At 49.6% G+C, this 18,968-nt stretch carries 17 protein-coding genes; 6 read left to right on the top strand and 11 right to left on the bottom strand.

Features of this window, described 5'->3' with window-relative positions; genetic code table 11:
• Positions 1 to 26: 26 nt before the first annotated feature.
• The 3 genes from ACFORK_RS19530 to thpR form a co-directional block, all read right to left on the bottom strand.
• The gene (locus ACFORK_RS19530) at positions 27 to 710 is read right to left on the bottom strand and encodes a metal-dependent hydrolase (protein WP_379202028.1); all 684 of its coding nucleotides are present in this window, start codon (positions 708 to 710) and stop codon (positions 27 to 29) included.
• Positions 711 to 784: 74 nt separating this feature from the next.
• On the bottom strand, positions 785 to 1,705 hold the full coding sequence (locus tag ACFORK_RS19525) for a cell wall hydrolase (protein WP_379202026.1): 921 nt from the start codon (positions 1,703 to 1,705) through the stop codon (positions 785 to 787).
• An 82-nt stretch (positions 1,706 to 1,787) separates the two neighbouring features.
• Positions 1,788 to 2,393 (bottom strand): RNA 2',3'-cyclic phosphodiesterase, encoded by a 606-nt coding sequence (gene thpR, locus ACFORK_RS19520; protein WP_379202024.1) that lies wholly within the window; start codon positions 2,391 to 2,393, stop codon positions 1,788 to 1,790.
• An 81-nt stretch (positions 2,394 to 2,474) separates the two neighbouring features.
• Here thpR and ACFORK_RS19515 point away from each other — a divergent pair, with 81 nt between their 5' ends.
• Complete coding sequence (locus ACFORK_RS19515; protein ID WP_379202022.1) at positions 2,475 to 3,431, top strand: D-2-hydroxyacid dehydrogenase; 957 nt, start codon at positions 2,475 to 2,477, stop codon at positions 3,429 to 3,431.
• 294 nt (positions 3,432 to 3,725) lie between these two features.
• Here the strand turns inward: ACFORK_RS19515 and ACFORK_RS19510 are convergent, their stop codons facing one another.
• From ACFORK_RS19510 to ACFORK_RS19500, 3 genes are all read right to left on the bottom strand, one after another.
• The gene (locus tag ACFORK_RS19510) at positions 3,726 to 5,513 is read right to left on the bottom strand and encodes a methyl-accepting chemotaxis protein (protein WP_379202020.1); all 1,788 of its coding nucleotides are present in this window, start codon (positions 5,511 to 5,513) and stop codon (positions 3,726 to 3,728) included.
• A gap of 123 nt (positions 5,514 to 5,636) precedes the next feature.
• The gene (locus ACFORK_RS19505) at positions 5,637 to 6,599 is read right to left on the bottom strand and encodes an MsnO8 family LLM class oxidoreductase (RefSeq protein ID WP_379202017.1); all 963 of its coding nucleotides are present in this window, start codon (positions 6,597 to 6,599) and stop codon (positions 5,637 to 5,639) included.
• Positions 6,600 to 6,635: 36 nt separating this feature from the next.
• Entirely contained in the window at positions 6,636 to 8,045 is a 1,410-nt protein-coding gene (locus ACFORK_RS19500) for a deoxyguanosinetriphosphate triphosphohydrolase family protein (protein WP_379202015.1), read from the bottom strand.
• Between the two features lie 404 nt (positions 8,046 to 8,449).
• On the opposite strand from ACFORK_RS19500, the gene ACFORK_RS19495 reads away from it, so the two are divergent.
• From ACFORK_RS19495 to ACFORK_RS19475, 5 genes are all read left to right on the top strand, one after another.
• A complete protein-coding gene (locus tag ACFORK_RS19495; protein ID WP_379202013.1) occupies positions 8,450 to 8,749 on the top strand; it encodes a hypothetical protein in 300 nt (99 codons plus the stop codon).
• A gap of 44 nt (positions 8,750 to 8,793) precedes the next feature.
• Complete coding sequence (locus ACFORK_RS19490; protein WP_379202011.1) at positions 8,794 to 9,435, top strand: class F sortase; 642 nt, start codon at positions 8,794 to 8,796, stop codon at positions 9,433 to 9,435.
• A complete protein-coding gene (locus tag ACFORK_RS19485; RefSeq protein WP_379202009.1) occupies positions 9,435 to 10,565 on the top strand; it encodes an amidase domain-containing protein in 1,131 nt (376 codons plus the stop codon). Before ACFORK_RS19490 ends, ACFORK_RS19485 begins: the two co-directional genes overlap by 1 nt.
• A gap of 78 nt (positions 10,566 to 10,643) precedes the next feature.
• Positions 10,644 to 12,131: an oligosaccharide flippase family protein gene (locus ACFORK_RS19480; RefSeq protein ID WP_379202007.1), complete on the top strand. Its 1,488-nt coding sequence runs from the start codon at positions 10,644 to 10,646 to the stop codon at positions 12,129 to 12,131.
• 98 nt (positions 12,132 to 12,229) lie between these two features.
• Positions 12,230 to 12,997: a polysaccharide deacetylase family protein gene (locus tag ACFORK_RS19475; RefSeq protein WP_379202005.1), complete on the top strand. Its 768-nt coding sequence runs from the start codon at positions 12,230 to 12,232 to the stop codon at positions 12,995 to 12,997.
• Between the two features lie 93 nt (positions 12,998 to 13,090).
• Here the strand turns inward: ACFORK_RS19475 and nikC are convergent, their stop codons facing one another.
• The 5 genes from nikC to ACFORK_RS19450 all read right to left on the bottom strand — a co-directional run bounded on the left by nikC (position 13,091) and on the right by ACFORK_RS19450 (position 18,822).
• Positions 13,091 to 13,987 carry a nickel transporter permease gene (gene nikC / locus ACFORK_RS19470; RefSeq protein ID WP_379202003.1) on the bottom strand — a complete coding sequence of 299 codons (897 nt, stop codon included), beginning with the start codon at positions 13,985 to 13,987 and terminating at the stop codon, positions 13,091 to 13,093.
• Between the two features lie 10 nt (positions 13,988 to 13,997).
• Positions 13,998 to 15,002, bottom strand: coding sequence for an ABC transporter permease (locus tag ACFORK_RS19465; RefSeq protein WP_379202001.1), 1,005 nt, complete (start codon positions 15,000 to 15,002; stop codon positions 13,998 to 14,000).
• Positions 15,003 to 15,071: 69 nt separating this feature from the next.
• On the bottom strand, positions 15,072 to 16,739 hold the full coding sequence (locus ACFORK_RS19460; RefSeq protein ID WP_379201999.1) for an ABC transporter substrate-binding protein: 1,668 nt from the start codon (positions 16,737 to 16,739) through the stop codon (positions 15,072 to 15,074).
• 104 nt (positions 16,740 to 16,843) lie between these two features.
• Positions 16,844 to 17,836, bottom strand: a complete 993-nt coding sequence (locus ACFORK_RS19455) for an ABC transporter ATP-binding protein (protein ID WP_379201997.1) — start codon at positions 17,834 to 17,836, stop codon at positions 16,844 to 16,846.
• Positions 17,833 to 18,822 carry an ABC transporter ATP-binding protein gene (locus tag ACFORK_RS19450; RefSeq protein WP_379201995.1) on the bottom strand — a complete coding sequence of 330 codons (990 nt, stop codon included), beginning with the start codon at positions 18,820 to 18,822 and terminating at the stop codon, positions 17,833 to 17,835. The genes ACFORK_RS19455 and ACFORK_RS19450 overlap by 4 nt, the downstream gene beginning before the upstream one ends.
• Positions 18,823 to 18,968 lie beyond the last annotated feature (146 nt).

The raw sequence follows: 18,968 nt of genomic DNA, 5'->3' as shown, positions 1-18,968 counted from the left end.
TCTTGTTGCCTGTGCAGAAGCTGAATTTATATTTCGACACTCTCCCCCGGTTTAAGCGGAAATCCTGTGATCCCTTCCTGGCGCAGTCGATTGCAGAAATCGTCGCCGTCCTGAGCAATGGCTGGGAACGTGTTGTAATGAAGCGGAATGACCTTATCCGCCCGCAGCCAGCGAGCAGCCAGCAACGCATCATCGGGACCCATAGTTAGCATGTCTCCAATGGGCAATGCAGCCAAATTGATATCATTCCGCTCCCCAATCAGGCGCATATCACCAAAGAGTGCGGTATCCCCGGAATGAAACAGCGTCTTGCCGTCAGTGGTAAGCAGGATTCCTGCCGGTTCACCACCGTATATCCATGAATCCCCCTCTGCAATTGAGGAAGAATGAAAAGCCTGTGTGTATTTGACAGTAAACCCGCCATACGTATGACTGCCGCCAATGTTCATATGCTTGACCTCTGCTCCCTTGGAACGGCAGTACTCGGCCAGTTCATATACAGCAAAAATAGGGCATTGATTACGCGCAGCAATTTCCAGCGCATCGCCGAAATGGTCTGAATGGGCATGGGTAAGCAAAACCGCATCTACCGTAATTTCATCGGGAGCGATACCAGAGTTCGGGTTCCCTGACAGAAAGGGATCAAAGATGACTTTGCAGCTTTCAGACTCTACCAGCAGGGCTGAGTGTCCATAATAGGTGATTTTCATGACAGCTGTTCTACCTCCATGTTCATAATAGGTTACTTACCCTATAATGAGCCGAGGTTCCCCAAAAAATCAAATTATTTATAAAAAGTATGATTGCCGATGGTTTTGGCATACTTCTGCGTATGATGTACCGTCAAATCCTGCGCAAGTTTTAGCGACAAAAAGAAATAGGTGTCGTCTGTAACCTCCTTGACTCCCGATAGTGCGGCGTTAACAGCCTTGATACAATCCTCATTAGGCTTCACGCGATTAAGACGACCGTTCGCCACTGGACTGAACTGTCTCTTCTGATAGATTACATTATGCATCGTGTCGGGGAAATTAGCTGACCGTAGCCGGTTCAGAACAACGTTGGCAACTGCCACTTTGCCCTTGTACGGTTCGCCTTCCGCCTCTGCCATGACGATTTTTTGCAGCAGAAGCAGGTCTTCTCCGGAAACTGCGTAGCGCCAGGTTGCTTTGTCTTTCTGTTCCTGGCTTAATAGCTCCGTCCGAGAGAAGTACAATATGATGGGGGGATGTTGCTGAGTTGCCGCGACCTTTTTGACTTCGGTCTGACTCCCCTTTGATGCTGTTGCCTTTTTGGGCAGCTTCTGTTGAACCGCTGGTGTGACTACCGGTATAGCTGCAGCCTTGGTTTTGACGGCGGCTACCTTGACCTCAGCAGTTTTAACCGTGTCTGCGGCGGCAATGGTCTGTCGGTTCAACCACTCAGCCTTCTGTTGAAGACTCCAGTCCGGCTTAGGTTGAATCACAGCACTGTTGATCACCGGATGTATCTTACTTTGTATCGGTATCCTCGTATGGCTAGAATCCGTTGTCTTTGGTGCCAGCTCCAACGCCGAGGTAACTGGGGGCGCACTCAGCTTGCCCTGGACTTTGGTTAACTTCCCTTCTGTCGTTGGTTCGGAATGCAGCAAGTTTATCGCTGAGAAACTCACCAGTATCACGCCAATAAGCAGCGCAATATAGCGATTTTGTTTATAAATAACCATAATTCTCCTCCTATATCACGGCACATTCCTATTCTATGTAACCGAAAATGGAAGATTTGAAAACTGTCCTTTGTCGAATTTTTTAGAAAAATGTCATGTTTTCAACATTTTCATACATAGGAATGGCACACATTCTGGTAGCATACAACACAAGGCCATCTACCGTCCAGTGTCGAATTGAGGACAAATGTTCTCGTTTTTGCCGTAAAACCTCCGAAAATTCGACAAATTCGGCCTTATAAGGGACGTCACCGCGATATTTCCGGGATAGCGTCAAATGTGGCTTATAAGGTCTGTCTTCTGCCACAAAACCTAAGGGCCGTGTAGCCGTAGTTATCGCACTCTGCAGAGCATAAAGTTTCTCCAGTTCACCGCCCAGACCGGCCCACAAGACACGAGGTGAGGCCGGGTGGCCAAAGGTATCAAAGCCCTCCAGAGAAAGCTCAAAGGGGGCCGTGGAGGCCGCCACTTTTTTAAGAACAGCAATCAAGGCCGGGATGTCCTCCTTCGCTGTATCCCCCAGAAATTGCAACGTAACATGATAATCTTCCGGGTGTGTCCATTTGGCAAATGACATTTCAGCAGCCAGCGACTGGCATAGGTCTCCAAGAGCTTCACGAATCGCTGGGGGCACAGGAACTGCAACGAACAGACGCTCTTTATGGTAACTTTCCTTTTCATTCTTCATGGTCATTTCACCTTTCGCAGCAGATTTGTTATCCTTAAAAATATCTATTCGCACAACCATACATAACGGGAGGGAACCAACATGTCTAAATCCATTGTATGTCTTCAGCCCCTTACACCGAGCCAGCAGGCAAAAATCAGAGAAGCCGCTCCGGGGTATGCGCTTGAATTGGGAAGTGCCAAAGAACCCGATCTTCAGCAGCTCGCGGGCGCAGAGATCATTATCGGCTGGGCCAAAGGAATCGGAGAGGCGCTGCTAGAGAGAGAATCACAGCTGCGCTGGGTACAGAGCTGGTCTGCCGGCATTGATAAAATGCCGCTGCAACGCCTGCAAGAACAGGGTATCCTTCTAACCACCGCTAGTGGTGTACATGCCGAATCTATCGCAGCCGTAATCTTCGGCTTTATATTGAGCTTCACCCGAAATCTGCACAAGGCTGTGCTTAACCAGAGCAAGCGTGAGTGGCATTCCTACGGAGATGAGACCGAAATATCCGGCAAGACGGCTGTCATCTTTGGTACCGGAGCCATCGGCGGAGAAACGGCGCGGATCGCCAAAGCTTTCCGCATGAAGACCATTGGTGTCAGCCGCACAGGCAAACAGGCAGCGGAGTTTGATGAGGTCTTCCAGACCAGCCAATGGAAGGACGCGGTTAGCCAAGGCGATTTTGTGATCAACACACTACCGCTTACAGACGATACTCATCATTTTTTCAACGCTACCGTCTTCTCAGCGTTCAAGGAGGGCTCCTATTATATCAATATCGGCCGCGGAGGCACCACACATACCGGCGATTTGATCGACGCGTTACAATCAGGTCATATCCGCGGTGCCGGATTGGATGTATTCGAGACCGAACCTCTGCCGCAGGATCATCCGTTATGGGGAATGGAGCAGGTGATCATCACACCTCATTCAGCCGGAAACACGGATCGCTATACCGACCGGCTCGTTGATATTATTACTCAGAATCTGAGATCCTATATCGCTACAGGTTCACCGTCTCTCAATTTAGTTGACTATAGTCAACAATATTAAGTCTACACCCTCAATAAGCCCCTGCACTGCTCTTTACAAATTTCGTAAAGGGTGCGGAGGCTTTTTTTATAATGCTGTATAAGCCGAACAAAAGAAAAGTAACGAAAAGCGAGGAGGATCGAAGGGGGAAGTTTGGAACTGTAGGAGCGATAGCGACCGCCTTTGTCTCCGGATTTCAACCGCAAACAGCGGTTCAATAAAAAGAAATCTGGAGACAACAGCGGCCGGAAGTCCAAACATTCCACTGTAGTGACGATCGAGCCTTACGTCCGATCTTAAGCTCGTCTTATATAATTACGCTTGAAATCTGGAGACAGACTCCTCCAATTCACTAGATAAGGATTTCAGATATTCGACACCGGCAGCGACCTCACTTGTAGCGCTTACCTGCTGCTGGGCTGAAGCCGAAGTCTCCTCCACCGCAGCGGCCGATTCCTGTGACAATGCCGAGATGTGCTGGCTGAATTCATGCATCGTCTCACTAGACTGCTTCATCCGCTTCAGATCATTGCCTACTTCCTCCATCGTTTCAACCATTACCTGAACCGAATGAGTAATGTCCGACAGCGCAGCCCCAGTCTCCACAATCTGCACATTACCTTCCTCGGTCTTCACAACCCCGTCCTGCAAATATCTCACTACTTCCTTAGAGTCATGTTGAATCCCCTTCGTAATGCCGGTAATCTCCGTTACCGTCCGCTGTACCTCCTCAGACAGCTTACGCACCTCTGTGGCTACCACGGCAAAGCCGCGTCCGCTGTCACCAGCTCTTGCTGCTTCAATGGCTGCATTTATGGCCAGTAGATGAGTCTGCTCAGCGATACCGCGGATCGAACCCACGAGCCTAAAAATCCCCTCATTTTTCTTATTGAGCTCTTCCAGGGTGGCCATGGACTGCAATACTGCTTCTGTGATCTGCTTCATATATGTAACAGAGCTTTCCATTAGAACTTTGCCGCGTTCGCCTTTATGTTGTACTTCCAGTGAATATAGTCCCAATTCATGGCTTTTCCCAGTAAAATCGTCAATTAGCTTATTCAGGTTCTCCATCGCCATGGAAGCATCCACTACGGCTTCAGACTGACTGCCGGAAGCTGTCGCGAGCTCTTCCATCGTAATAGCAATCTGCATGCCTCCCTCTTTTGTCTCGGTGATGGAACGAACCAGTGTCTCACTTTCATCACCAATGATCTGCGATACACTACGGATTCTTTTAACAATTTCAAGTAGCGCATGATTCATTTCATTCACTGTACTCGCCAGCATCCCGATTTCGTCCTCACTACTAATCAGAGTATCCTCGGCCAGCAAATCTCCGGTAGCAATCCGTTTCAGATGCACCGTTACTTTCTTCAGTGGGGCAATCATCGACCGGTTGATGACCAGATTGATGATCCCGATCACTACAAGCACAAGCAGCATGGTTATGATCGTCACGATAACGGAGACCTGGAATATATTCACTGAAACCTTGTCCTTGGCGTTACCTTCTTCTATGCTGTGGTTGACAAGAGCGTCCATATCCTTCTGCATGTTATTAAAAGCGGAAATGCCCTTTCGAGAGACTTCCAGCGCTAACTGGTCATCGTTCCCCTGACTTAGTTTCAGAACCTGATCGTTGATCATCATGTACTCCGTCCATTTATTGCGCAAGGACTCAAAGTGCTTGGTCTGCTCCTCATCTTGCAGCCTATTCTGATAGCTCTTCATAGCAGCAGATACTTTACGGATGAAAACGTCACGTTCCTCCTCTAGTTTGCTCATCTCTGTGTCGTCAGAGCTTTGAATATGCTGCAAGGTAAGCGACATAATATGCTCCGTATAATAATTGATGCTATGAATCTCATTTAATTCGGGGATCAGCCCCCTAATGATTTCACTACTGTTTGTCTGCATCCGGTTCATTTGAAAGAGAGAAAGCACCCCGCTAATCACCACCAGCAGTGCCAGAGCTACATAAGCCGAGGTGAATTTAAAGCTGATGCTTCGTTTGCCCCTGGATATGACTGTTTTGAGTTTGCCTGCGGGCAAGCGGCGCGTCGAGGTTTTAATGTTATCCTTGAAATCTGAAGCATTGTTCATACCCTTGAGCCCCCTCATCTTTTTTCAACATTTTACATTGCGTTTACAATTCTTTCTTTTCATTTCAAAAATGACGAAAAAAAACGCCCCTTCCTATATTTTCGGCAGGTGGCGCGTATTAATTTATATGATTTTGCCCTGGGGTAATACACTTTCTGCAAGCAGGCGATAAGAAGCTCGCCGCTTCTCATAGTCCTTCAGCGGTGTGAAAATCAGCAGGTCTCCAGTGTTGCACCGATGGGCTAACCGCTGTAGTTCTTCCCTTAGCTGCTGCGGTGTTCCGCATAGCAATGGCGGCCCTGGCTTGTCTTCGCCAGAGCCAGTTCCCTTGTCTCCCGGTTCCGTACGATCTGGCCAGTTGCTCTCTTCGGCCAGTAGCGCAGCTTCCTCCGCACTGCTGGCGCATATCACGGCCACCGCAACCATCGTACGCGGCTCTGGTACGAGTAGCGAAGGTTCGAAATTCCCCCGATACTGTTCCAAAATCGGCTCAGCTTCTTTCTCACTCATGTAGCTGCCAAAGACATAGCCCGTTCCAAACCGTGCAGCATATTCCGCGCTGCGCACACCTGTACCGAGCAACCACGGCACAGGAGGTACGGCCGGCAGCGGCCGGGCGCTGACGGGCTGCCCTTCATAGGCATAACCATCTTGAAGCAATTCCATGACGGCCCTGATCGTATCGGGCAGCTCAGCCACGGCTTTCAGGAAATTTCCGCTCAGCGCCATCGATGCATGCGGCGGACCACCTGGTGCCCGGCCGAGGCCAAGCTCAATTCTGCCCGGACACAACGCTGACAGCAGATGGAACGATTCCACCACCTTAAGTGGGCTATAATGTGGCAGCAGCAACGCGCCGGAGCCAAGCTGGATCCGGGAGGTCAATGCACCAATATGACCTAGCAGCACCTCGGGCGATGGGCAGGCCAACCCCTGAATATCATGATGCTCTGCTACCCAATAGCGATGATAGCCCCAGGCTTCTGCTGATCGGGCCAGCAGCAGAGTTTCTTGCAGCGCTGTTTCCGCGCTGATCCCAGATAAGCGCGGGGCCAAATCAAGCACGCCAAGCCGCAGTGGTTCCATAGCTGCCTCTCCTTTCAAATACTCGGTTTCCTCTCCCTAATCAAGATCGTAAATCGATCCGACCTTGAGACCGTACAGTTCGTTATATATTTTCTCGGCAAAGGCATCTGTCATGCCAGCGATATAATCAATAACCATATGCTCCCAGGTCCAGATCGGCTTTGCCTGCCGCTGATCCTTCTCAAAGCGCTGTAACCAATCGGAAGGGATAATAGCTTTGGAGGTGTCCGGGTCCAGAAAGGCCCCCCATAGACGGCGAAGAATCCATTCACTTCTTTTCTGAAGCCGCTGCACCCGTAAATCGCGAATCATAGTGACCCATGCGAAGCTTTTCAGGACACTGACCGTACGCAGCATATCCGTATCCTCCTGCCCCTCTTTAATGAAGGTAACCTTCTTCCAGTCTCCATCGTCGATCACGCCAAGACTGGCCACAAAGGTGCTGACCCAGTAGGCCTTCACTTCCCGGCGGGTTCTCGAATAATCATTCTCGCAGGTCGGCAGCTTCTCTTTCCAGACACGAAGGAATGCACTGAGGACCTCCTCCACTTTAGCCCGGATTTTCTCCGTTTCCCAGCCCTGCCAGAAAAAATCCTCCAGCGTAGTGATCTTCTCGACAATCAGCTTCTGGATATAGTCATCATGCATGAAGTGTTCATGTACTTCGATCTTCCCAGCCTTGATGCCATCCTCCAGATCATGTGCAGAGTAAGCTATATCGTCGCAGAGATCCATAAGCTGGGCTTCCAGCGTTTTCTTGCCGGCCGGAATTCCCCAATCACTGCGGATCTCAGAAATATATTCCCATTCATGCAAGTACAAGCCCTTCTTCAAGATTGTACCGGGAAAAGGATATTTGTTGATCCCGAGCAGTACAGCATCAGAGAGATTTAAACCGTCGATGTTCTCCCGCTTCTCGAGGAACATAATCAGGCGGAAGTTATGGGCATTTCCTTCAAAATGCTCATAACGCTGCTTCATTTCATCCTGAATAAACAGCTTCTCCGCAGGATCGGCACCAGCCAGACGGGCTGCTTCATTCGTTTTATTCTCAATCAACTGCTCCAGAATGCTGTCCAGTACCTCTTCTCCTTTATGTCCAAAGGGCGGATGGCCAAAATCATGGGCAATCGCCGCACATTCCACTACCTCGGGATCAATTACCAGACCAGGATTGTCGGCCTGTCCGGTCGCCACCTCCGGATAGGATCGCAGCAGACTTCTAGCTGCCTCGCGAGCAATCTGAGCGACCTCCAGTGAATGAGTCAGGCGTGTGCGGTAATAATCACCCGTGCCTGCGCCGAAGACTTGAGATTTACCTTGGAGTCTGCGAAATGTCGGCGAATGAATCAGGCGGGAATAATCTCGTTCATAAGCAGCACGCGACGTCTCCAGGCGTGTAATCTCCGGATACTGCCGGTGTTCTCTTTTGCCAATCAGTGTCATGTTCCCCACCCTATCCTGAAATCTTTATTTAGTAATTTATTATAGAACATATTGCCCTGAACTTTCACCTATATAGGACGAACAAAAGAAAGTAACAAGAAGCGAGAAGGAACGAAGGGGAAGGTTTGGAACTGTAGGAGCGAAGCGTTCGCCTTTGTCGCCAGATTTCAACCGCTAAAAGCGGGTTTATAAAAAAAAAAATCTGGCGACAACAGCGACCGGAAGTCCAAACATTCACCGCAGTGGCGACGGAGCCTTTACTTTCGAGTTCGTCTTATATATTGAAATTCCGGACTTCAAATTTAGGAATTAACAACTGGAAACAATTTAACAATCTAATAACTATGCGAATTGGAGATATTACTTTGCAGGGGAAAAAAACATTTTGAGGAGGAAATACTTTTATGAAGAAATTAGCTGTTGCCGCCATTTCTGCCTGCTTATTGATGTCCGCTGTATCAGCTGCTAGTGCAGCTCCGGTTGAACCGACGAAACACGAGAAGAAAGTACACACTCAAGCCAAGCACAAAGCTAAAGCACACCATAAAGCTCATGCCAAAGGGACACATGCTAAGAGCCTAAAAGCCAAAAGTCTGGAACACAAAACTTTAAAAGCCAAGAGCCTGAAAACCAAGAGCATCAAGGCCAAAGCCACTAAATTGCCGAAAACAGGCTTCGGCGGCGCGAGCGAACAAACTGAGTAAGGAGGACGAAAGGGGGAGGAATACTCCCTCTTTCTCTTATAAACATGAAAAAATGGATTCTTGCCTTAATGCTCACCAGCATCGCCTTTTATGGCTGTGGTTGCGGAGCAACAACACCGTCACCTGCACCTAAAGAGAATCTCCATTCAGAATCAAAGCCGAATACAACCGTAATTGATACTAAAGTTGAACCTACCCAGAAACCGATACCGATCCATTCCGCTCCTGTGCTGCCTGAGAAACCATTTATGCCGACCCGACTTTCCATTCCTGCGATTGGAGTCACCACAGAAATAGAACCGGTAGCTGCATTGCCAAACGGGCAAATGGGCGTACCGGAGTCAACCGAACTGGTTGGCATTTCTTATCCAGGCATCCTTCCAGGCTCAAAGGGTAATGTGGTATTGGATGGACATGTGGACAGCTATACCGGTCCTGCCGTTTTTTTCAATTTAAAAAAATTAAAACCGGGCGACAGCATTGTTGTCTCGAATAACGTACACAAGCTTACTTATACCGTTGAGTCTGTTGAAATATACCCAACCAATGAGGCTCCATTAGAACGAATATTCGGGGATACCACGGAACACAGGTTAACCCTTATAACCTGCACAGGGAAATATAGCAGAAAGAAAAAAGAACATGAGAAACGGCTGGTCGTTTTTACGAAGCAGAAAGGTGAGTGATGATCGTGCTTAAAAAAACCAGTATTCTGTCCCTCATCCTTATCCTTTTTGCATCCTTTTCGTTGCCCGCTACTACGGTGAATGCAGAAGACAACAAACGAAATCAAGAGATAGATACCGCATTAAAGCAGATCTTCGCTGATCGCGCACAGACCTTGATCGACCAGCAAACACAGCGGCTAAAGGGCTTTTACCTGACGGAACAGACGTTAAGTAAGAATGCCTTTCATAACGAGAGCAATCGAACGGCTTATGTTAATGCATGGGCTGCGAAGAGGTCTGTTAAGCTGGTCAAAGCCAACAGCGGCATTCGGATTATCCGCAGGAATATTACTCAAGACACAGCTAAGGTGTCCCTTGTGCAATCACTCAAGCTCAGCTATGTGTATTTAAATGAAGTGATTCCGCCACAGTCCTTTGGCATCGGGACACGTCATTTTATGACCCTGAAGAAAATCAATGGAAGTTGGAAAATCGCCCGCGAATGGTACTTGGACCCGCTGGACGAGAATCCGGATAAGATTGCCGACAGTCCGGACGGATTGGCCCCCTCTGTTAAACCGACAGCAACAGTATCGGGTAAAAGTCGTCGTTACAATCGTTCACGCGCCATAGCCTATGCCGATAAATATGCAGGAACCGCATGGGGAGCTGGCAATCAGCATCGGTACAACCGCAAATATCTCGACTACACAGGTAAGGGGGGCGACTGCACTAACTTTGCCTCTCAAGTGGTTGGTGATCCTGAGGAAGGTGGCGGACTGGCGATGAAGTCGGGCTGGCGATACTTCTATCAGACCGGTGGCACTCAGACCTGGGTGCAGACCGATGCCTTCCGCAATTTCCTGCTGCGCTCCGGCTATGGCACTATGGTCTCCAAGGGTACCTATAAGGAAGTAGTAGCCCCTTCCAGAAAATATGCCAATGGCGCTATCTCCCAACTGCAGGCCGGCGACCTGATCGGCTATATTCTTCACCATAATGATACGGATCATTTTTCGGTCATTACAGGCTTTGATGAATATGGGTATCCACTGGTGAACTCCCATACAGCAGACCGTTACCGTGTTCCTTTCGACCTTGGGTGGGACAAAAACACTAAATATGAGCTGATTCATATCAGAGATTAAGCTTGTCAGCATAACGCCATTTCAATGTCATACAATTAAAGATCACGACATTGAATACGTTACGCTGGAGGTAGCGCTGTGCCCCATCTATTCAAGCAATCTGCCATTCGGGCAGCCGCCATGGTTGCGGTCAAGATATTCGGGCTGGCGGGACGGATCATCCTCACCAGAATTGCCGGCGCAGAAGGAATCGGGCTGTATCAGATTGCCTACTCCTTCTACGGCTTTATATTGATGTTGGCTGGAGGACTGCCCACGGCGCTTGCTCTGGAAACCGCCAGAAAACCCGCACAGGGCTGGCAGCTTCTAAAGATTATCTCTGTGCTCCTGATGTTTGGAGGCGGAGCCGTTAGCTTGGCCGTATTCCGGTACTCGCCATTCCTTTCTACGCTACTTGGTAATCCTGGTCTGGAGCATGCACTGCACAGTCTGGCCCCTGCCCTGTTTGCTGCTCCTTTGCTGGGACTGCTGCGAGGTTATCTGCAGGGACTTGGACGCATCGGCATAATTGCTATATCAGAAGTAACGGAGCAAGCTTTCCGTGTAACCTGCATGGTGCTGATCACAGCACAACTACTGCCGCTCGGCATGGGCCAGGCCGTAGGTGGAGGATTATATGGCACCTTTCTTGGCGCATTTATCTCATTTTCGCTGCTAACCATATATCTTTCTTTGGATACCCATTCCCCGCGCCCGCAAGGCCGCTCCGAAGTATTGCCCGTTACGCTATTCTTCAAAACTTCGCTGGTTATATCGGTGACGCGCATGTTCATTCCGGCTTCGGAATTTATTGACGCTCTGCTGGTTCCGAGTCGTCTGCTCGCAGCAGGCTATAGCACTTCCGAAGCAACGGCCATGTATGGCGTTATTTACGGGATGGCGGCTATTGTCGTCTATTCCCCTTCGCTCATAACAGGTGCACTGAGTCACACATTGACGGTACGGATCGCAGCAGAATGGCAGCAGGGCACTTTGGAAAAATTCAATCGCCTGGCAAGTCTGGCCTTGAAGATTTCCTGGTTGTGGGGAATCGCCTCCGGGCTGTTCCTGTTTATTCATGCCGACAAGCTTTCCATGCTCATCTTTAATACAACAGCAGCGACTATACCAATCAAATACTTGGCATCCATCCCGCTTCTGGTAGGTTTCCGCGAACTGACCACTAGCATTCTATGGGCACAAGATGTCAAGAAGGCTCCCTTCTGGGGTCTGCTCTCAGGACTGGCCTGCTCCACTTTCGCTCAATATATGCTCGTAGGCATTCCCGGCTTTGGCTATGCTGGAGCGGCAATTGCCATTATATCCATGGAACTTGTGTCTTCACTCTGGAACCTGAAAGCTCTGCATATCCACTGGGGAAGGCTTCACCGGACCCTGCTTTTGATGCTGTGTGACATCGGCTTTTTGTTCATGACTGCTGCCGGGTTATCACGTTGTCGACCGCTTTTGCAAGGGCTATTTTCTGAACTATGGGTCTTCCTGCTGGAGAGCAGCTTATTCTTTCTCGCCTCCGGTCTATATATTTATCTGCGTTGTTTTTACAGTGGCAAGTTCAGACGTTCCTGATTCCGCACAGTTTTTCCCAGTATGCCCTCCCTCTGCATATTTCCTCCTGCCAAAGGTGCATTCTATATAACTGAACCTAAGAAAAAGGGGGGGCATCCATGAAAAGAGCGTATAGGGTCATTTCGGCTGCATTAGCCCTGCTGCTCTGCTGTACGCCATCTACACTGGCCAGCCCGATAGTCAAGAACCGCTACTATTTTGAGAAACGGGGCGACATGATCTGGGAGGTACATACCAGTCAAAAGGTGATAGCCCTCACCTTCGATGACGGTCCGGATCCGGTAGAGACCGAGCTGATTCTGGATTTGCTGAAGCAGTACAATGCCAAGTGTACTTTTTTTGTAATTGGAAAACGAATTGCCGCTTATCCCGATATCGCCCGGCGGGTGGTTGCCGAGGGTCATGAACTGGCTAACCATACTTATAATCACGTGTATTTCAAGCGGCCGATCTCCCAAAAGCAGGTACACGAGGAATTGGAGCAAACGGAACAAGAAATCATCAAGATATCGGGGAAACGGAGTAACCTGTTTCGTCCGCCTGGAGGCATGTACGACGAGACTCTGATTAATGTGTCTAACCAGATGGGGCTCAAGCCCATCCTCTGGTCCTGGCATCAGGATACCCGTGACTGGAACAGACCTGGTGTTTATGCCATCTCGTCCAAGGTGATCCGCAATGCCCATAATGGAGATATTGTGCTTTTTCACGACCATGTCCATGGAAAATCCCAGACTCGGCAGGCGCTTAAGATCATTCTTCCAGAGCTGGAAAAGCAGGGTTACCGGTTCGTCACCGTCTCCGAATTGATCAAGCTCTCTGACACACAGCAAGCAGGTAAGCAGCAGGTTGGGCGAAATCCCTGATGGATAATAAAAAACCTTCTATTATAATAGGAAGCTTAATTTGAAAAAAATTAGCCCTTTCGGCATTGAGCGCCGAAAGGGCTAGCTTCATGGTTATTTTTTCATTCTAGGGTCCAGCACATCACGTAGGCCATCACCTATCAAGTTGAAGCCCAGCACGGTCAGCATAATGGACAGACCCGGGAAGATAACCGTCCACGGCGCTTTCTGAATAAACTGCCGAGAGTCGGAAAGCATCTTCCCCCACTCCGGATCAGGCGGCTGGGCGCCAAGGCCCAGGAACCCAAGTGCAGCGGCTTCGATAATCGCATGTGCGATACCGAGTGTACCCTGCACGATAATCGGTGTTAGACTGTTCGGCAAGATGTGGATGATCAGGATGCGGCTGTCCCTCATACCTATCGCCCGGGCCGCGGTGATATACTCTTCCGATTTTAGGCTGAGCACCTTGGCTCTCACCAATCTCCCATAGGTCGGGATGTTAACGATGGCAATAGCATATAACGCATTTTGCAAAGAGGGACCCAAAATCGCCACAATAGCAATAGCGAGCAAAATACTCGGAAACGCCAGCAGAATATCAAACATACGGGAAATCAACATATCGATCCATTTGCCGTAGAACCCTGCCAGCACCCCCAGGATGGTTCCGGCAATCATGGAGCCAATGACAGAGAAAAAACCAACCCATAAGGAAATCCGTGCTCCATAAATCACCCGAGTGAACAGATCTCGTCCAAGATCGTCGGTGCCGAGCCAATGCTGGGCTGACGGTGGCTTCAGACGGTTAACCAGTTCCTGCGCCTTGTAGTCATAGGGTGCAATCCACGGCGCCAGCAGCGCAATCATTACGAAGATTAGGATGATACCCAGTCCCAGCATCGCCGTCTTGTTCTTACGAAAGGCCCGCCACGCATCGCGCCAGGGGCCAAAAGCCTCTTTAGCAGGAACATTATTATGAGACGTTGCATGGATAGTTGGCTGTGACATAGATTCACCCTCACTTGTAATTAATGCGCGGATCAATAACGGCGTATAGCAGATCCACCAACAGATTAATGATTACAAAAATAAAAGCAATCACCAGAATCCCTGTCTGGATCACAGGATAGTCACGTGAACTGATAGCTTCAAAGATGTAACGCCCTACACCCGGCCAGGCAAAAATGGTCTCGGTGAGCACCGCACCGCCTAGCAGGGCGCCTGTCTGCAAGCCGATTACGGTCAGTACAGGAATAAGCGCATTCTTCAGCGCATGCTTGTACACTACCAGAAACTGCGATAAGCCCTTCGCTTTGGCTGTGCGGATATAATCGGAATTCATGACCTCGAGCATGCTGGAACGGGTCATCCGGGCAATAATCGCCATCGGAATCGTTCCGAGTGCCATACTCGGCAGGATCAAATGCTTAATGACGGTCCATAGCTGATCCCAGCGTCCTGCCAGGATCGTATCAATCACATAGAGATTGGTGATGCTGGTCACCGGATCGCGCTGGTCCATCCGCCCAATGGAGGGAAGCCAGTGGAGCTTCAGGGCGAATATCAATTGTTCCATGAGCCCGAGCCAGAAGATCGGCATGGAGACCCCGATGAGCGCAATAATCATGGCGCTATAATCAAACCACGAGTTCTGTCGCCAGGCACTAAGAATACCCGCATTCACGCCCACGAAGGTCGCAAACAGCATACTGGCTGCCGTTAATTCCAGTGTTGCTGCAAGATAGGGCAAAATCTCCTTGGCAATCGGCATTTTAGTACGGATGGAGGTACCGAAATCCCCCTTCACCAAATCTCCCATGTAATTCAGATATTGCTGCAGCCAAGGCTTATCGAGACCGAGTTGATCGCGCAGCGCCTGCTTGGACTCTTCTGTAGCCTTTTGGCCGAGAATCGTCTCGGCCGGATCACCAGGAATGGCATGAATAATAGAGAAGACAATAATCGTCATCCCAATTAATACAGGAATCAAAACCATGATTCTTTTTAATAAGTAGGCATTCAAAGTCGGCTCACCTTCCAAAGGTGTAATGGTACCCTAAAGGCAGTCAAAACCATGCACAGTTTAATACGGCTATTCAAAGTACACTTCGCTGTAATATTCCGTACCTGTCGGACCTGGTACGAAGCCCTTCAGATTAGCTTTGCCGGCCAGAAGCGGCTTCGTGTGTACCAATGGAACCCACGGGGCATCAGCTTTAATAATTTCCTGTGCCTTCTTATATAAGTCAGAGCGCTTGCCCTGATCCGTTTCCTTCTGAGCGCTGGTTAGCAGGGTATGCAGCTCTTCATTAACATAGAAGGTCCGGTTATTACTTGGAATCGCGTCCTTATCGAGCAAAGTGTAGATAAAGTTATCCGGGTCGCCATTGTCTCCGGTCCAGCCGAGCATATAAATATCATCCTTCTCGCCCGCCTTAGTATCATCCAGATACGTAGCCCATTCCGGAGATTCAATCACAGTTTTCACACCAATTTTCTCCCAATCAGCCTGAATGGCTTCTGCCACCTTCTTACCATCAGGCATATAAGGACGAGGCACAGGCATCGCGTACAAGGTTACAGGATCAGGCAGACCATTTGGATACCCAGCTTCTGCAAGAAGCGCCTTGGCTTTGTCCAGATCAAATTCATAATCCTTCACACTGTCGTTGTAGCCCCACAGTGAAGGCGGCAACGGATTCACGGCCGGCTGGGCCTGACCAGAGAAGAATGCATCAATAATGGCTTGTTTGTTCACTGCATGATTCAGCGCTTGTCTAACTTTTACATTGTCAAACGGCTTCTTCTTGAAGTTAAAGCCTAAGTAAGAAACGTTAAACGGTGGACGCTCAATTTTTTGCAGGTTACTATTGCTCTCAAGTGTGGACAGGTCATCCGGACTGAGGTCTTCCATCAGGTCAATCTCGCCGTTCTGCAAGGCTGTGAACCGGGCCGAGTTGTCCGGGATGGAACGCACGATAACTTTGTTCAGCTTCGGCAATCCCGATTTCCAATAGGCGGCATTCTTCTCCAGTGTGATAGAATCATTGCGTTTCCATTCCTTGAAGACGAACGGCCCCGTGCCAACCGGCTCATTCTTGAAGTTTGCCTTCTTCTCCTTGATTGCTGTAGGACTAGCAATCCCAAAGGAGGTCATCGCGATGTTCTGCAGGAAAGGCGCCTGCGGCTGGTTCAGAATAATTTGCACCGTGCCTTCATCCACGGCTTTGACTTCCTTAATAACACGGCTACCGTCTGGACCGAACATAGAATCATAATAATCGAACGAGTCGCCTTCGAATTTGAATTCACTCTTCGGATCATTCCAGCGTTCGAAGTTAAACACGACAGCCTCGGCGTTAAAGTCGGTGCCGTCATGGAACTTCACCCCAGGATGCAACTTGAATGTGTAGGTCAAACCATCAGGAGTCACTTCCCAACTGTCGGCAAGGGATGCCTGCACTTCGGAAGTACCGGGCTTATATTCCAGCAAAGAGTCGAATACCTGATGGGAGATCTTCAGGGACTCGCCATCAGTGACAATCGCCGGATCAAGCGCAGCAGAATCTCCGCCCCGTCCCAGGATTAACGTATCCTGAACCTCTTTGGGCTTGTCCGTTGCTTCTATCGGAGCATTGGTTGCCGCTGCGTTGCCTCCAGTGTTACCATCCTTGCCCGCATTGTTGCTGCCTCCGCAGCCGCTTAGCGTGAATGCCAGGCTAAGCGTTAAGACCAGTACAAGATTACCCCATTTTTTCATCTCATCGAAAACTCCCTTCTGCTAGTGAAAGTATTAAAGCGTTTATATAGAGCTGTGCCAAAGCGCAGCCATAAACCGATATCTATGCTTTCTAAGCTGTCAGATTAAGCGAGCTGTGAATGGGTTGTTCTGTCATGCAAATGACAGGCGGTAAAATGGGCGGTGTCCGTCTCTAGCAGCGGTGGCCGTTCCTTGCGGCAGACCTCCATCACATGAGGACAACGGGTATGAAAAGAGCAGCCAACCGGCGCATTCGCCGGGCTTGGCACCTCGCCCTGGAGAATGATTCGCTCTTTGCGGATATCAGGATCAGGTTCGGGAACTGCAGATAACAAAGCCTGGGTGTAAGGATGCTGAGGGTGGGAGTATAACGAGTGCTTGTCCGTGATTTCAATGATTCTGCCCAGATACATTACGGCAACCCGGTCGCAGATATGCTTGACGACACTAAGGTCATGGGCGATAAAGAGGTACGTCAATCCAAATTCACGTTGTAAATCCTGCATGAGATTAATGACCTGTGACTGTATGGATACATCGAGCGCGGAGACCGGCTCATCGGCCACAATCAGCTTGGGCTGAAGGGCAAGCGCCCGAGCAATACCGATGCGCTGTCGTTGTCCGCCCGAGAACTGATGCGGATACCGCTGCAAATGGCTCTTCGTAAGTCCCACCACATCGGCAAGCCTGTCCACGGCAGCACGGCGCTCCCGGGCATTACCCGTACGATGCACAATCATGGGCTCCTCCAGAATTCGCTGTACAGTGTGACGAGGATCAAGTGAAGAGAAGGGGTCCTGGAACACCATCTGCATCTCGCGGCGTTGCTTGCGTAGTTCTTCTGCAGAGAGCTTTGTAATGTCCCGTCCTTCAAAAAGAACCTCACCCGCCGTCGGCTCCATGAGCCGCAGTAGCGACCTGCCTGCGGTCGATTTGCCGCAGCCACTCTCCCCCACGAGTCCGAATGTCTCTCCACTGCGGATCGTGAAGGAGATATCATCGACCGCCTTCACGAATCCCACTGTCGAATTAAGAAATCCTTTTTGCACCGGATAATACTTCTTCAGTCCTTTGACCTCCAGCAGATTTTCGCTCATACCGCATCCTCCTGACTTCTTTCATGCAGCCAACAGCGGCAGCTATGCTGTTCCTCCTGCAGTGTGAGCTGCGGAAGGGACTGAAAACAGATCTCCATGGCCTCCGGACATCGCGGTGCGAAGCGGCAGCCCTGCATATCTGTGCTGAGTACAGGCACATTTCCTGGAATGGAGTACAGACGCTCACGAGTCTCGTCCATTCTCGGTACGGATTGTATCAGACCACGGGTATAGGGGTGCATCGGGTGTTTAAAAATATCGTGCACGCTGCCCTCCTCCACTACCTTACCTGCATACATAACGGCCACACGATGGCACATCTCTGCGACTACACCCAAATCATGGGTGATCATCATCACAGCCGTTCCCTGCTCTTCATTCAGCCTACGGATCAAGTCCAGTATCTGGGCCTGGATCGTCACATCAAGCGCCGTAGTAGGCTCATCGGCAATCAACAGCTCCGGATTGCAGGAGATTGACATGGCGATCATGACTCTTTGGCGCATACCGCCCGACAATTGATGGGGATATTCGTCAATAATGGACTCCGGTCTCGGAATGCCGACATTACGCAGCATATCAATGGCATGATCCCGTGCTTGTTTCTTGGACATTCCCCGGTGCAGACGTACAGTCTCAATGATTTGCTGACCGACAGTAAACAGTGGATTAAGCGAGGTCATCGGTTCCTGAAAGATCATCGAAACCGCATCTCCGCGGATCTTGCGCATCTCTTTTTCCTTGAGTGTTACCAGATCCTGGCCTTTCAGAAAGATCCGGCCTTCTACAATCCTGCCAGGAGGATTGGGTACCAATCTCAGCACAGACAGCGAGGTCACGCTTTTGCCGCAGCCGGATTCCCCTACTACACCCAGCACCTCGCCAGGATTAATGTAAAGATCAACGCCGTCGACAGCCGGAATTTCACCTCGATCGGTAAAAAAGTGGGTATGCAGATTCTCAATTTTTAAAATGGGCTCAGACAAAGAATAATACCTCTCTTCTGTTTAAAAATTGAACAAAGGTCAAATGAAGGTGTGCAAAACTAAGGAGGTTGGGAAGCTAGGGTAATTGTAGTTAACACTTTGTGGAAGTATAGAGCCTTATGAGGTTATTTATTCTAATTAATGTA

Source organism: Paenibacillus sp. GCM10012306 (assembly GCF_042649265.1).
GTDB lineage: Bacteria > Bacillota > Bacilli > Paenibacillales > Paenibacillaceae > Paenibacillus_AQ.
This window is presented reverse-complemented; position numbering and strand designations above follow the sequence as displayed.